The organism is Streptomyces sp. NPDC018019, from assembly GCF_044327805.1.
GTDB lineage: Bacteria > Actinomycetota > Actinomycetes > Streptomycetales > Streptomycetaceae > Streptomyces.
Genome location: NZ_JBIRGD010000012.1, coordinates 228,282 through 241,124 on the forward strand (window position 1 = coordinate 228,282; position 12,843 = coordinate 241,124).

At 72.6% G+C, this 12,843-nt stretch carries 13 protein-coding genes; 7 read left to right on the top strand and 6 right to left on the bottom strand.

Annotation, left to right across the window (positions count from 1 at the left end; genetic code table 11):
• The first annotated feature begins 137 nt into the window (after nt 1-137).
• Both ACH4FX_RS21450 and ACH4FX_RS21455 read left to right on the top strand, forming a co-directional pair.
• Nucleotides 138-419, top strand: a complete 282-nt coding sequence (locus tag ACH4FX_RS21450) for a gliding motility protein (protein ID WP_398481174.1) — start codon at nt 138-140, stop codon at nt 417-419.
• Between the two features lie 25 nt (nt 420-444).
• On the top strand, nt 445-705 hold the full coding sequence (locus tag ACH4FX_RS21455) for an antitoxin (protein WP_398481176.1): 261 nt from the start codon (nt 445-447) through the stop codon (nt 703-705).
• A gap of 449 nt (nt 706-1,154) precedes the next feature.
• On the opposite strand, the gene ACH4FX_RS21460 is transcribed toward ACH4FX_RS21455, so the two are convergent.
• The gene (locus ACH4FX_RS21460) at nt 1,155-1,865 is read right to left on the bottom strand and encodes a class III extradiol dioxygenase subunit B-like domain-containing protein (RefSeq protein ID WP_398481178.1); all 711 of its coding nucleotides are present in this window, start codon (nt 1,863-1,865) and stop codon (nt 1,155-1,157) included.
• Nucleotides 1,866-1,999: 134 nt separating this feature from the next.
• Nucleotides 2,000-3,484, bottom strand: a complete 1,485-nt coding sequence (gene miaB, locus ACH4FX_RS21465; protein ID WP_398481180.1) for a tRNA (N6-isopentenyl adenosine(37)-C2)-methylthiotransferase MiaB — start codon at nt 3,482-3,484, stop codon at nt 2,000-2,002.
• A 78-nt stretch (nt 3,485-3,562) separates the two neighbouring features.
• On the opposite strand from miaB, the gene ACH4FX_RS21470 reads away from it, so the two are divergent.
• Nucleotides 3,563-4,561: a TAXI family TRAP transporter solute-binding subunit gene (locus ACH4FX_RS21470; RefSeq protein ID WP_398481182.1), complete on the top strand. Its 999-nt coding sequence runs from the start codon at nt 3,563-3,565 to the stop codon at nt 4,559-4,561.
• Nucleotides 4,562-4,666: 105 nt separating this feature from the next.
• On the opposite strand, the gene ACH4FX_RS21475 is transcribed toward ACH4FX_RS21470, so the two are convergent.
• The 4 genes from ACH4FX_RS21475 to ACH4FX_RS21490 all read right to left on the bottom strand — a co-directional run bounded on the left by ACH4FX_RS21475 (nt 4,667) and on the right by ACH4FX_RS21490 (nt 8,847).
• A complete protein-coding gene (locus ACH4FX_RS21475) occupies nt 4,667-6,094 on the bottom strand; it encodes a DEAD/DEAH box helicase (protein ID WP_398481183.1) in 1,428 nt (475 codons plus the stop codon).
• Nucleotides 6,095-6,244: 150 nt separating this feature from the next.
• Complete coding sequence (locus tag ACH4FX_RS21480) at nt 6,245-6,448, bottom strand: cold-shock protein (RefSeq protein WP_398481185.1); 204 nt, start codon at nt 6,446-6,448, stop codon at nt 6,245-6,247.
• Between the two features lie 227 nt (nt 6,449-6,675).
• Nucleotides 6,676-8,085 carry a sensor histidine kinase gene (locus tag ACH4FX_RS21485; protein ID WP_398481187.1) on the bottom strand — a complete coding sequence of 470 codons (1,410 nt, stop codon included), beginning with the start codon at nt 8,083-8,085 and terminating at the stop codon, nt 6,676-6,678.
• 18 nt (nt 8,086-8,103) lie between these two features.
• The gene (locus ACH4FX_RS21490) at nt 8,104-8,847 is read right to left on the bottom strand and encodes a response regulator transcription factor (RefSeq protein WP_398481189.1); all 744 of its coding nucleotides are present in this window, start codon (nt 8,845-8,847) and stop codon (nt 8,104-8,106) included.
• A 338-nt stretch (nt 8,848-9,185) separates the two neighbouring features.
• Between ACH4FX_RS21490 and ACH4FX_RS21495 the strand changes: the two genes are divergently transcribed.
• The 4 genes from ACH4FX_RS21495 (at nt 9,186) to ACH4FX_RS21510 (ending at nt 12,787) form a co-directional block, all read left to right on the top strand.
• Complete coding sequence (locus tag ACH4FX_RS21495) at nt 9,186-9,971, top strand: amino acid ABC transporter ATP-binding protein (protein WP_398481191.1); 786 nt, start codon at nt 9,186-9,188, stop codon at nt 9,969-9,971.
• 55 nt (nt 9,972-10,026) lie between these two features.
• Nucleotides 10,027-10,935 (top strand): glutamate ABC transporter substrate-binding protein, encoded by a 909-nt coding sequence (locus ACH4FX_RS21500; RefSeq protein WP_398481193.1) that lies wholly within the window; start codon nt 10,027-10,029, stop codon nt 10,933-10,935.
• Between the two features lie 242 nt (nt 10,936-11,177).
• The gene (locus tag ACH4FX_RS21505) at nt 11,178-11,825 is read left to right on the top strand and encodes an amino acid ABC transporter permease (protein ID WP_398481195.1); all 648 of its coding nucleotides are present in this window, start codon (nt 11,178-11,180) and stop codon (nt 11,823-11,825) included.
• Nucleotides 11,822-12,787: an amino acid ABC transporter permease gene (locus ACH4FX_RS21510; protein WP_398481197.1), complete on the top strand. Its 966-nt coding sequence runs from the start codon at nt 11,822-11,824 to the stop codon at nt 12,785-12,787. Before ACH4FX_RS21505 ends, ACH4FX_RS21510 begins: the two co-directional genes overlap by 4 nt.
• The last annotated feature ends 56 nt before the right edge of the window (nt 12,788-12,843 follow it).

Sequence of the window (12,843 nt, forward strand, 5' to 3'; positions counted from 1 at the left end):
GACGGCTCGCCTCCGAGTTCGTTGCCTGTTGCGAGGTTCCGGCCGCCGGTTCACGGACCGGAGCCCGCGGGCGGCGCAATGGGACGCTCCGGGCGTCCCGGGATTTCGCCCGCACGAGTACGGTATGGAGCAGAGATATGGGTGTGTTTTCACGGTTTCGCCGCCGTAAGAGCGAGGCGTCGACGGAGGAAGCCGCCGCCGCGACGGTGACGGCGGAGGAAGCCGGGGGCGACGCGTCGGCGGAGCGCTCCGCCGCGGCCGCCGGGCAGGCGGCGCAGGACGGGGCGACGGGCCCGGACGCGCAGCCGTCCGCCGAGGAGGCCGGTGCGGCCGCTGCCGCCGAGGGTGTCGAGATCCCCAAGCAGCAGTCGGCCGAGGAGGCCGCCGACAGCGAGGCCGGGGAAGGCGCCCGCAAGTAGCACGCGGTACGGAAGAAGGTGGCCCATGGGCCTGCTGGACAACCTCAAGGCCAAGCTCGGTCCGCTGAAGGACCGGGCCGGTGATCTCGCGCAGCAGCACGGGGACCGGATCGAGCAGGGCCTCGACAAGGCCGCACGGGCGGTCGACGAGAGGACCCAGGGCAAGTACAGCAGTCAGATCGGGACCGGCGCCGGCAAGGCGAAGGACGCCCTCGGGCGGCTGGCCGGGGAATCCCGCCGGTCCGACGGCAGCGGCGGCCCCGGCCCGCAGGGCCCGGCCGCCTGACGTCCCCGCAGGACTCCGGGCCGGGACGGCCCGCACGGCGCACGACGGCCGCGGAGCGACGCGCTCCGCGGCCGTCGCGTGTCCACGGGGCCCCGGGTCGGCGCGTATCTCTTAGGACGGCAGCGACCGGCACGTACCTCTCTAGGACGGCAGGGGCCGTCACGCTCTTGTCAGGGCAGCTCGGGCGGTGCGGCTCCGGAAGCGCCCATGACCGGCGCCCGCGCCCTCCAGCGCCCCTGGGCGACTCAGGTCGTCCCAGGACGGCTCAGGGCGCGCCCACACGCCGTACAGCGCTCCCACGCGGCTCCCGGCACGCCCGCACGCCCGTTGCGCCTGCATGCCCGTACACCTGACCGCCTGCACGCCCGTGCGCCCCTGCGCCCGACGACGCTCCCGCACCACCACGGCACGTGTCTGACCCCCGTCGCGCGCCCGTACGCCTACGCGCCCTACGACCAGGCCGCCACGAAGTACCCCACGCCGTACGGGGCCTCCTCGCGCAGCAGCTCGCCGCGCAGCCCGGCGCCTTCTGCGGCGCCCGCCAGGACCTGCCAGCAGGCGCGTCCGGACGCCTTCAGCTCGCTCGCCAGCTCCGCGTCCAGTCCGGCCAGCGCCTCGGTGTCCGCGGCCTCCAGAGCGCGCGCCACAACGGCGTCGAAGCCCTCGGCCCGTTCGTCGAAGTAGCCCGGTGCCTTCACCGTCCGGCAGGCGCTGCCGTCCCCCATGACCAGCAGGGCGACCCGCTCCGCCGACGCCGCGATCTCCCGGCCGACCTGCGCGCAGCGGTCGCCGGGCAGCGGCTCGCCGACGCCCAGCCCCTCGACCGGCGCGTCGGCCCAGTCCGTACGGGCCAGCAGCCAGGCGCCGACCGACAGGGACGGCGGCAGCGGCCGTTCCGGGGGCGTCTCGGCGGCTCCCAGAGTGACGTCCAGGGCCACGCCGAAGCCGCGGAAGGAGCCCACCGCGCCCTGTGCGTGCGGCCCGCGGCCCGCCTGTTCGGCCGGGCCGACGACGACCAGCCGGTCCGGCCGCGCCGCCGCGAGCACGCCGACCGCGTCCAGGGCGGCGGCCCGCAGGCCGTCCAGCTCGGGTGCGGCACCGGAGGCGACCTCCGGGACGAGGACCGGCGGACACGGGCAGACGGCGGCGGCGACAAGCATGGCTGGAACCCTAGCAAGGCCGCCGCGGGCGACACGGCAGCTCCGGGACCGGGTGCCGGAGCCGCGCCCGGCCGGGCCGCGCGGTCCGGTGGCGCCCCCGTACGGGCGGGACAGCCACCGCCCCGCCCGCTCCGTCACTCGCAGCCGCAGCCCGCCGCCGGGGCCGGGGACGGTGCCGGGGCGCCGATCGTCGGCAGGCCCAGCATGACACCGGCCGGCTTGGCGGCCGGGGCGGCGTTGCGCTTCTCCCAGGCGTCGCCCGCACGCGTACGGCGGACGGCCCGGGCGGGGCCCTCGGCGAGCAGGTGGTGCGGGGCGGCGTAGGTGATCTCGACGGTCACCATGTCGCCGGGGCGCACCGGCTCCTCGGGGCGGGCGAAGTGCACCAGGCGGTTGTCGGCGGCGCGGCCGGACAGGCGGCGCGTGGCGTCGTCCTTGCGGCCCTCGCCCTCGGCGACCATGACCTCCAGGACGCGGCCGACCTGCTTCTTGTTCTCCTCCCAGGAGATCTCCTCCTGGAGGGCGACCAGCCGCTCGTAGCGCTCCTGGACGACCTCCTTGGGGATCTGGCCGTCCATCTCGGCGGCCGGGGTCCCCGGGCGCTTGGAGTACTGGAAGGTGAACGCCTGCGCGAAGCGGGACTCGCGGACGACGTGCAGGGTCTGCTCGAAGTCCGCCTCGGTCTCGCCGGGGAAGCCGACGATGATGTCCGTGGAGATGGCGGCGTCCGGCATCGCGGCGCGCACCTTCTCGATGATGCCGAGGAAGCGCTCCTGGCGGTACGAGCGGCGCATCGCCTTCAGGACGGTGTCCGAGCCGGACTGGAGCGGCATGTGCAGCTGCGGCATCACGTTCGGCGTCTCGGCCATGGCGGCGATGACGTCGTCGGTGAAGTCGCGCGGGTGCGGCGAGGTGAAGCGGACCCGCTCCAGGCCCTCGATCTTCCCGCAGGCGCGCAGCAGCTTGCTGAACGCCTCGCGGTCGCCGATGTCGGAACCGTAGGCGTTGACGTTCTGGCCGAGCAGGGTGATCTCGGAGACGCCCTCGCCGACCAGCGCCTCGATCTCGGCGAGGATGTCGCCGGGGCGGCGGTCCTTCTCCTTGCCGCGCAGGGCGGGGACGATGCAGAAGGTGCAGGTGTTGTTGCAGCCGACGGAGATGGAGACCCACGCCGCGTAGGCGCTCTCGCGGCGGGTGGGCAGGGTGGAGGGGAACGCCTCCAGCGACTCGGCGATCTCGACCTGGGCCTCCTCCTGGACGCGGGCGCGCTCCAGGAGGACCGGCAGCTTACCGATGTTGTGCGTCCCGAAGACCACGTCGACCCAGGGGGCCTTCTTGACGATGGTGTCGCGGTCCTTCTGGGCCAGGCAGCCGCCGACGGCGATCTGCATGCCCGGCCGCGCGGCCTTCTTGGGCGCGAGCTGGCCGAGGTTGCCGTAGAGCCGGTTGTCGGCGTTCTCCCGCACCGCGCAGGTGTTGAAGACGACGACATCGGCCCCGTCGGCGTCCTTGGGCGCAGGTACGTACCCGGCGTCCTCCAGCAGGCCCGACAGCCGCTCGGAGTCGTGGACGTTCATCTGGCACCCGTAGGTGCGCACCTCGTATGTCTTCGCACTCATCTCAATCGACCAGGGTACGTGTTCCCACCGGCGCCTCGCCCCTCCCGTTCGCGGTGCGGGGCTGGCAGGATCCCGCCCATGGTCTCAGTACTCCCCCGCACCGGCGGCCGCCGGGCGCTGCTCGCGGCGGCCGCCGCACTGGTGGCGCTCGGTCTGCTGCTGTGGTGGCTGCTGCCGCTGGGCGGTCCGCCCGCACCGGCCGGGCAGGTGACGCTGACGACCGGCGTGCGGTCCGGGGTGTACGCGCGCTACGGGGAGCTGCTCAAGCAGGACCTGCGCCGCGACCTGCCGCAGGTCGACGTACGGCTGATGAACAGCGCGGGCTCGCTGGACAACCTGGAGCAACTGACGAGCGGTCACGCACAGTTCGCGATCGCGACCGCGGACGCGGTGGCCGAGCAGCGGCGCCTCGACCCGCGGGCGGAAGCACGGCTGCGGGCCTGCGCGCGGCTGTACGACGACTACATGCAACTGGTGGTCCCGGCCGACTCGACGGTGGACTCGGCCAGGGACCTCGGGAAACTGCGGGTCGGCGTGGGCGCGGACGGCTCCGGCGTACAGCTGATCACCCGGCGGCTGATGGCGGCGGCCGGGCTGGATTTCGACCACGACATCGAGGCGGTGCGGGTCGGCATCGACCGGATGCCGAAGCTGCTGGAGGAGCGGGAGCTGGACGCCTTCTTCTGGTCGGGCGGGCTGCCGACCTCGGCCGTGCAGCAGGTCGCCCGGCGGATGCCGGTACGGCTGGTCCAGCTCGGCGATCTGATCCCGGCGCTGCACCGGCAGGGCGAGCCGTCCCGCCACTACCGGGCGGCCGTGATGCCGGCCGACGCCTATCCGCGCGTGCAGAACGGGCAGGCGATCAGGACGATCGCGGTCGCGAACCTGCTGGTGACCACCGACCGCCAGGACCCGGTGCTGACGGAGGCGATCACCCGGACCGTCATAAGGAGCCGGGACCGGATCGGTACCGAGGTGCACGCCGCGCAGAAGGTGGACCTGCGTACCGCGGTGTTCACCGATCCGCTGCCGCTGCACGAGGGCGCGCGGCGGTATTACGTGTCGGAGAAGCCGTGATCACGCGGGACGCCGTGGTGACGTGAGACACCGTGATCATGGGCCCGGGAAACCGCAGGGGCCCGGCGCGAGGGCGCGCACGGGCCGCCTGCGCTCCGGCGCGTATCAGGCCCTGGGCGCCCGCGGAGTGCGCGGCCCCTTCGGGTTGCGGGCGGGGCGCCGGGCCGGACGGCCGCCGTTCGGGGCGCCGGACGCGCCGGACGCCGGGCCGCCGGAGCCGCCCCGGCGCGGACGCCGCCGTCCGCCGCCCGCGGGCTTCGGCCGTTCCTGCTGTGCGGGCACGGTGATGACCACCGGCTGACCGGACGGGGCCTGCGCGCCGGTGATGCGTATCAGCTCGCCGTCGCCCGGCCGGACCCGCGCCGTACCGGGAGTGATCTTCGCCCGGGACATCAGCCGGCTCATGTCCCGGCGCTGGCCGGGCGTGACCAGGGTCACGACGGTGCCGGACTCGCCGGCCCGCGCGGTCCGGCCGCCGCGGTGCAGGTAGTCCTTGGCCTCGGTCGGCGGATCGACGTTGACCACGAGGTCGAGGCCGTCGATGTGGATGCCGCGGGCGGCGACGTTGGTGGCGATCAGCGCGGTGGCCTGGCCGGTGCGGAACTGCTCCAGGGTGCGGGTGCGCTGCGGCTGGGACTTGCCGCCGTGCAGCGCCGCGGCGCGGACGCCCTGGGACAGCAGGTGCTTGGTGAGCCGGTCGGCGCCGCGCTTGGTGTCCACGAACATGATCACGCGGCCGTCGCGGGCGGCGATCTCGGTCGCGGTGGCCCGCTTGTCGGTGTCCTCCACGTACAGGACGTGGTGCTCCATGGTGGTGACCGTGGCGGCCGACGGGTCCACGGAGTGGGTGACCGGGTCGGTCAGGAACCGGCGGACGAGCTTGTCGACGTTGCGGTCCAGCGTCGCGGAGAACAGCATCCGCTGGCCGTTCGGGTCGACCTTCTCCATCAGGCGGGTGACCTGCGGCAGGAAGCCCATGTCGGTCATCTGGTCGGCCTCGTCCAGGACGGTGATCGCGACCTGGTCGAGTGTGCAGGCGCGCCGGTCCAGGAGGTCGGCGAGCCGGCCGGGGGTGGCGACCAGGATCTCGGCGCCCTTGCGCAGCGCCGCCACCTGGCGGTTGATCGAGGTGCCGCCGACGACCGTGGTCGTGCGCAGACCCACCGCCGTGGCGTACGGGGCGAGCGCCTGGCTGACCTGGGTGGCCAGCTCACGGGTGGGCACGAGGACCAGGGCCAGCGGGCTCCCGCTCGCGGCGCGGCGGCCGGCCGTGCGGCTGAGCATCGCCAGGCCGAAGGCCAGGGTCTTGCCGGAGCCGGTCCGGCCGCGGCCGAGGACGTCCCGGCCCGCGAGGGTGGCGGGCAGCGTCGCGGCCTGGATGGGGAACGGCTCGGTGACGCCCTGCTCGCGCAGCGCGGTGAGGAGGGCCGGTGCCAGCGGCAGCTCGTCGAAGGAGACGGCGGGCGGCTGGGGAGACGTCTGCGCGGGCGTCTTCGGGGCGGCACTCTGTCGCGGTGCGGTCGCTCGGGTCACTGAAAGCCCTTCTGTGGCGGGGAGGGTGCCGTGCGGTCTTCGGGCCGCGGGGTACGGGGCGGACGCCCGCGATGCGGACGTCCGGTGGTGCGTACGGACGCGGACGGGGCCCGCACCGGTCGGTGCGGGCCCCGTCCGCGGACACGTGCGTCAGGCGGTGACGATGTTCTCCGCCTGCGGGCCCTTCGGGCCCTGGGTCACGTCGAAGGTGACCTTCTGGCCTTCCAGGAGCTCACGGAAGCCCTGGGACTGGATGTTCGAGTAGTGGGCGAAGACGTCGGGGCCGCCGCCGTCCTGCTCGATGAAGCCGAAGCCCTTTTCCGCGTTGAACCACTTCACGGTGCCGGTGGCCATGTGTTTCTCCTTCTTGGGGGCAAACGGGAAACCGCACTGCACGGCCTCCCTGTCGCCGAGATGATCGCCACGCACCGGAGTAAGGTCCGGAAAACAAGGAACGCCCGGGGCTTCCAGCCTCCGGGCGCGCACAAAGTTCATGGGTACCACAACTGCAACACCGACAACGGTAGCACACATCCACCGGCAGCGGCGGGCGGTGCGGGACGGGGCCGGGCGGCCGGTGGTCACGGCGCGGTGCGCGGCACCTCCACAGTCACCCGCAGTCCGTGCGGCCGGTGCGGTGCGAAGGAGAGCGTGGCGCCCCCGGCGGCGAGCAGCGCGCGGGTGATCGACAGTCCCAGGCCGGAGCCGGAGACGTTCTGGTGGCGCCCGCTGCGCCAGAAGCGGTCGCCGATCCGGGCCAGTTCGTCCTCGGTGAGGCCGGGGCCGTGGTCGCAGACGGTGATGCGTACACGCTCACCGTCCGGTGCCGCGCCGACGGTGACCCGCTCCCCGGCGGGCGTGAATTTCAGGGCGTTGTCGACCAGCGCGTCCAGGGCGCTGGACAGGGCGACCGGGTCCGCCCAGCCCGTGACGGCGCGCTGCCCCTCGTAGGACAGCAGCACGCCCTTGTCGTCGGCCAGCGGGCGCCAGGAGTCGACGCGTTCGGCGGCGAGCGCGGCGACGTCGGTGAGCTGGAGGTCGGCGGCGGCGTGCTCGGCGAGCGCCAGGTCCAGCAGGTCGTCCAGGACCCGGGCCAGACGCTTGCCCTCCGTACGGACCGAGGCGATCTCCGCGTTCCCCTCGGGGAGTTCCAGGGCGAGCAGCTCGATGCGCAGCAGCAGGGCGGAGAGCGGGTTGCGCAGCTGGTGGGAGGCGTCGGCGACGAAGGCGCGCTGCTGCTCCAGCACGTCTTCGACGTTGTCGGCCATCTCGTTGAACGAACGGGCCAGGCGGCGCAGTTCCGGCGGCCCGGAGGCGGCGGCGACCCGGGACTTCATCCGGCCGGTCGCGATGTCGTGGCTGGCCGCGTCCAGGATGCGCACCGGGCGCAGCACCCAGCCGGTGAGCCGGAAGGCGGCGGCCACCGCGACGAGCATGGCGGCGCACTCCCCCGCGCCGATCAGCAGCCAGCCGTGCAGGATGCGGGAGCGCATCTGCCCGGTGGGCGAGTCGGTGACGACCACGGCCACCACGTCGCCGTCCCGGATGACGGGTGAGGCGACCGGAATCCGGCCACCGTCGTCCCAGGGCCAGATCTGGCGGGGGTCGTGGCTGCGGCGGCCCGCCAGCGCCTCGCTGAAGGCGCGTGCGCCCTCCCCCTCCTCGGGTACGCGCCAGCCGGCGGGGGCCGCCGCCATAGGCGTCCGGTCGCGGAAGAAGACGCCCGCGCGGATGCCGTACAGCTCGTGGTAGCGCTTGAGCTCGGCGCCGAGCGTGGCCTGCCGTTCGTCCTCGTCGGGGGTGTTGCGGCCGGTTCCGGGCCGGGTGGTGACGTACTGCGCCAGGGAGGCGAAACGCGCCGCGTCGTCGATCCGGTCGACGACCACCCGCTGCTGCTCGACCGTGGCGGTGATGCCGGCGAGCGGGAAGCCGAGCGCGAGCAGCACGCCGGCCAGCAGGACGATCAGGAGCGGGAGGAGACGGGTACGCATGAGGGGGCGCCGGGTCCTTCAGGAAGCCGGGCCGGCCGGTGACACGGCGGCGGGCGGTGCCACGAGGCGGTAGCCGACCCCGCGCACCGTCTCGATCAGCGCGGGCATGCCCAGCTTCGCGCGCAGCGAGGCGATGTGCACCTCCAGGGTCCGCCCGGTCCCCTCCCAGCTGGTGCGCCACACCTCGCTGATGATCTGCTCCCGCCGGAAGACCACACCGGGCCGCTGCGCGAGCAGGGCGAGCAGGTCGAACTCCTTGCGGGTCAGGGGTACGGCGGTGCCGCGCACGGCCACCTGGCGGGTGGGCAGTTCGATCGTGACCGCGCCCAGCCGCAGCGCCTCCCGCGGCGCGTCCTCGTCGGCGGGCGGCTCGCTCCCGCCGGCGGGCGGCGCGGAGGCGCGGCGGCGGCTGACGGCGTGGATGCGGGCGAGCAGTTCGCCGGTGTCGTACGGCTTGACCACGTAGTCGTCCGCGCCGAGGTTCAGACCGTGGATCCGCGACCGGACGTCCGCCCGCGCGGTCACCATGATCACCGGGCTGCTGCTGATCCGCCGGATCCGCCCGCAGACCTCGAAGCCGTCCTGGTCGGGCAGGCCGAGGTCGAGCAGGACCACCCCGAAGGGCGCCCGGTCGCCGGGGAGCAGGGCCTGTAGCGCCTCCTCGCCGCTGCGCGCGTGGGTGACGTCGAAGCCGTGCCGGGACAGCACGGCGGACAGGGCGGCCGCGACATGGTCGTCGTCCTCCACGAGCAGCAGCCGCACCGGCCCCCTCCTCACGATGTCCGCCCGGCCGCGCGTCTCCGGACGCGCGGGTGCACAGGTGTACGGCCGTACGCGGGCGCATACGGGTGTCGGGCCGTCCGCGAAGCGGCCAAAAGGCATCTACGGGGATGGACGGCACGCGCGTCAAGGGGGTATTCCCGGAGGGACGGTTCCGTTGTGCAGCCGGTACACCGTGGCGCCGGGACCGCGCGCCCCGTTCACGCCGCGTGTCGCTCCGCGGCCGTATCGTTATGCTCAAATCCCGCTCAGATGTGATGACGCTGGTCGCGGGGCGTCATTAGGGTCCTCCCAACCGAGGAGGACGGAGCTGTACGCCGATGAGCGAAGTACCGGTGACCAAGGGCGACACGAGCCCCGCGCCGGCGGGCGACCCGCTGGTCGTGCTGGACAACGTGAACAAGCACTTCGGCGCGCTGCACGTACTCCAGGACATCGACCTGACCATCCGGCGCGGTGAGGTGGTCGTGGTGATCGGGCCCTCCGGGTCCGGCAAGTCCACCCTGTGCCGCACGATCAACCGGCTGGAGACCGTCGACTCCGGCTCCATAGCGATCGACGGCAAGCCGTTGCCGCAGGAGGGACGCGAGCTGGCCCGGCTCCGCGCCGACGTGGGCATGGTCTTCCAGTCCTTCAACCTCTTCGCGCACAAGACAGTGCTGGAGAACGTGATGCTGGGCCAGACCAAGGTCCGCCGCACGGACAAGAAGGCGGCCGAGGAGAAGGCCCGGGCCCTGCTGGACCGGGTGGGGGTCGGCACCCAGGCGGACAAGTACCCCGCCCAGCTGTCCGGCGGACAGCAGCAGCGGGTGGCCATCGCCCGGGCCCTGGCGATGGACCCCAAGGTCATGCTTTTCGACGAGCCGACCTCCGCCCTCGACCCGGAGATGATCAACGAGGTGCTGGAGGTCATGCAGCAGCTCGCCCGGGACGGCATGACGATGGTCGTGGTCACGCACGAGATGGGCTTCGCCCGCTCGGCGGCCAACCGGGTCGTCTTCATGGCGGACGGCCGCATCGTCGAAGAGGCCGAGCCGAACCAGTTCTTCAACAACCCGCGCAGCGACCGGGCCAAGGACTTTCTTTCGAAGATCCTCCACCACTGACCCCGCGGCCGGTCATCATGATTGCCAACTTCCGCTGAACCGAAGGATGTTCACCATGAGGATTCGTAAGACGGCCGCGGCGGGTGCGGTGGTGCTCGCGCTGGCGGCGACGGCGACCGCATGTGGCGGCGAGTCGGGCACGGCCGGCGACAAGGCGTCCGGCACGGAGGTCTTCAGCGGGACGTATCCGGTCAACGACAAGGCCAACCTGAACTCGCCGGCCTGGAAGAAGGCCAAGCAGGCCGGGAAGATCACCATCGGCGCCAAGGCCGACCAGCCCTTCCTCGGCTTCCAGGACACCACCGGCAAGCGGTCCGGCTTCGACATCGAGATCGCCAAGATGATCGCCGCCGACCTGGGCTTCTCCGAGAAGCAGATCGAGTTCAAGACGATCGACTCCAACGTCCGCGAGACCGCGATCTCCAAGGGCCAGGTCGACTACTACGTCGGCACGTACACGATCAACGAGGAGCGCAAGAAGCAGGTCGACTTCGCGGGCCCCTACTACACCGCGGGCGCGGACCTGCTGATCCGCCGGGACGACAAGTCGATCACCGGGCCGGACTCCCTCAAGGGCAAGAAGGTCTGCTCGATCGTCGGCTCCACCCCGCTCCAGGAGATCAAGAAGCCGAAGTACGGCGCGCAGACCACCGAGCTGGCCAAGTACTCGCTGTGCGTCAAGCAGCTGCTCGACGGCCAGGTGGACGCGGTCACCACGGACGACGCGATCCTCAAGGGGTACGCGGCCGAGCGGTCCTCCAAGCTCAAGGTCGTGGGCCAGAAGTTCACCAAGGAGCCGTACGGCGTCGGCCTGAAGAAGGGCGACAAGGTGCTGCGCGACGCGATCACCGACGCCCTGGAGAAGCACATCAAGAACGGCGACTACAAGAAGGCGTACGAAGGCACCCTCGGCAAGTCCGGGACCAGCTTCGTCGCGCCGGAGACGCCGCTGCCGCGCGACTGATCCGGTCGCACACCCGCTGTCCGCTGCCGCACGCCCCGTACGCCGCCTCGGCGGGCGTACGGGGCGTGGGTGCCTGAGGAACCGCGCGCCGGGCCGTCCGTGCGCACGCGGGCGCGGGCCGTGCCCGCCCCTGTGGCCGCACGCCCGTACGCCGCGTACGGAAGCGTCCGCGCGCCGCGCACGCCCCGCGCCGGGCCGTCCATCCGTCCGCCGCTGACCCTGACCGCCACCGCGGAGAACCCATGAACGTACTCCTCGACTACCTCCCCGAGTTCCGCAAGGGGTTCCTCGGAACCGTGTCGCTGACCGCGGCCAGCGCGGCGCTCGCCCTCCTGCTGGGCCTCCTCATAGCCGGTTTCCGGGTCTCGCCCGTGCCCCCGCTGCGCGCCTTCGGGACGGCCTGGGTGACGCTGCTGCGCAACACCCCGCTCACCCTGCTGTTCCTGGTCGCCTTCTTCGTGGTCCCGCAGATCCTCTTCCCGGGCACCAGCCCGTTCGTGCTCGCCACCCTGGCGCTCGGCTTCTACACGTCCTCGTTCGTCTGCGAGGCCGTGCGCTCCGGCATCAACACGGTGCCGCTCGGCCAGGCGGAGGCGGCGCGCAGCATCGGGATGACCTTCGTCCAGACGCTGCGCCTGATCATCCTGCCGCAGGCCACCCGCACCGTGATCCCGCCGCTGAGCAGCATCCTGATCGCGCTCACCAAGAACTCGGCCATCGCGGGCGCGTTCAGCAACGCCGAGCTGTTCAACGTCTCCAAACTCCTCAACGACCAGGGCCGGCCGATCGGCTGGATCTTCCTCTGGATCGCCCTCGCCTACTTGATCATCACGTTCGCCATCAGCGGCATCTTCCGGCTGCTGGAGCGCCGCCTGGAGGTGGCCCGATGACCAGCGTCCTGTACGACGCGCCGGGGCCCAGGGCCAAGGTCCGCAACCGCGTCTACACCGTCGCGGGCGCCCTCGCCGTCCTCGGTCTGCTCGTCTTCGCCGTGCTGCGGCTGGCCGCCAAGGGCCAGTTCGCGCCGGAGATGTGGAACATCTTCAACAACGCGGGCGTGCGGACCAACCTGCGCAACGGCGTGCTGACCACCCTCCAGGTCTTCGCGGTGGCCGCGGTGCTCTCCCTCGCGCTCGGCGTCCTGCTCGCCGTCGCCCGGCTCTCCGACCACAAGCCGGTGCGCTGGCTGGCGACCGGGTTCATCGAGATCTTCCGGGCCGTACCGCTGCTGATCACGATCTACGCCCTGTGGGTGATCCTGCTCTCCTACAAGGAGGAGCTGGGCCTGACCGGCGACACCCCGCAGTTCTGGGCGCTGGTCGTCGGCCTGACCGTCTACAACGGCGCGGTGCAGGCGGAGGTGCTGCGCGCCGGCATCAACGCGGTGCCCCGGGGCCAGCGCGAGGCGGCGTACGCGCTCGGCATGAGCAAGACCCAGGTCATGACGACGGTGCTGATGCCGCAGGCGATCCGGGCGATGCTGCCGACGATCATCAGCCAGCTGGTGGTGACCCTCAAGGACACCTCGCTCGGCTACGTGATCACCTTCGAGGAGCTGCTGTACACCATCCAGCAGATGGCCAGCACCATCGTCGTCAGCGACGAGAACCCGTACGTCCCGATGATCATCGTCGCCGGCGCGATCTACGTGGCGATGTGCATGGCGCTGTCCGGGCTGGCCAACTGGATCGAGCGGCGCGGCCGGCGGGCCAAGACCGGCATCGTGATGGCCGGGGCGGCCGAGCCGGTCACCGCGTCGGACGCGCTGGAGACCGCCGACGGGGCCCCCGGCGGCCCGGCCGGCACCCGGCGCCCGCCGGACATCCACCCCGGGGGCGGCGCCGGGGCCTGACGGTGTGACACCTTGGGCGGGGGCAGTGCCGCGTGCGCCGCTGCCCCCGTCACTTG

Excerpts from the sequence above, each read along its gene's own strand:
- ACH4FX_RS21450 (WP_398481174.1), top strand. The coding sequence starts at position 138 with ATGGGTGTGTTTTCACGGTTTCGCCGCCGTAAGAGCGAGGCGTCGACG.
- ACH4FX_RS21455 (WP_398481176.1), top strand. The coding sequence starts at position 445 with ATGGGCCTGCTGGACAACCTCAAGGCCAAGCTCGGTCCGCTGAAGGAC.
- ACH4FX_RS21460 (WP_398481178.1), bottom strand. The coding sequence starts at position 1,865 with ATGCTTGTCGCCGCCGCCGTCTGCCCGTGTCCGCCGGTCCTCGTCCCG.
- miaB (WP_398481180.1), bottom strand. The coding sequence starts at position 3,484 with ATGAGTGCGAAGACATACGAGGTGCGCACCTACGGGTGCCAGATGAAC.
- ACH4FX_RS21470 (WP_398481182.1), top strand. The coding sequence starts at position 3,563 with ATGGTCTCAGTACTCCCCCGCACCGGCGGCCGCCGGGCGCTGCTCGCG.
- ACH4FX_RS21480 (WP_398481185.1), bottom strand. The coding sequence starts at position 6,448 with ATGGCCACCGGCACCGTGAAGTGGTTCAACGCGGAAAAGGGCTTCGGC.
- ACH4FX_RS21485 (WP_398481187.1), bottom strand. The coding sequence starts at position 8,085 with ATGCGTACCCGTCTCCTCCCGCTCCTGATCGTCCTGCTGGCCGGCGTG.
- ACH4FX_RS21495 (WP_398481191.1), top strand. The coding sequence starts at position 9,186 with ATGAGCGAAGTACCGGTGACCAAGGGCGACACGAGCCCCGCGCCGGCG.
- ACH4FX_RS21500 (WP_398481193.1), top strand. The coding sequence starts at position 10,027 with ATGAGGATTCGTAAGACGGCCGCGGCGGGTGCGGTGGTGCTCGCGCTG.
- ACH4FX_RS21505 (WP_398481195.1), top strand. The coding sequence starts at position 11,178 with ATGAACGTACTCCTCGACTACCTCCCCGAGTTCCGCAAGGGGTTCCTC.
- ACH4FX_RS21510 (WP_398481197.1), top strand. The coding sequence starts at position 11,822 with ATGACCAGCGTCCTGTACGACGCGCCGGGGCCCAGGGCCAAGGTCCGC.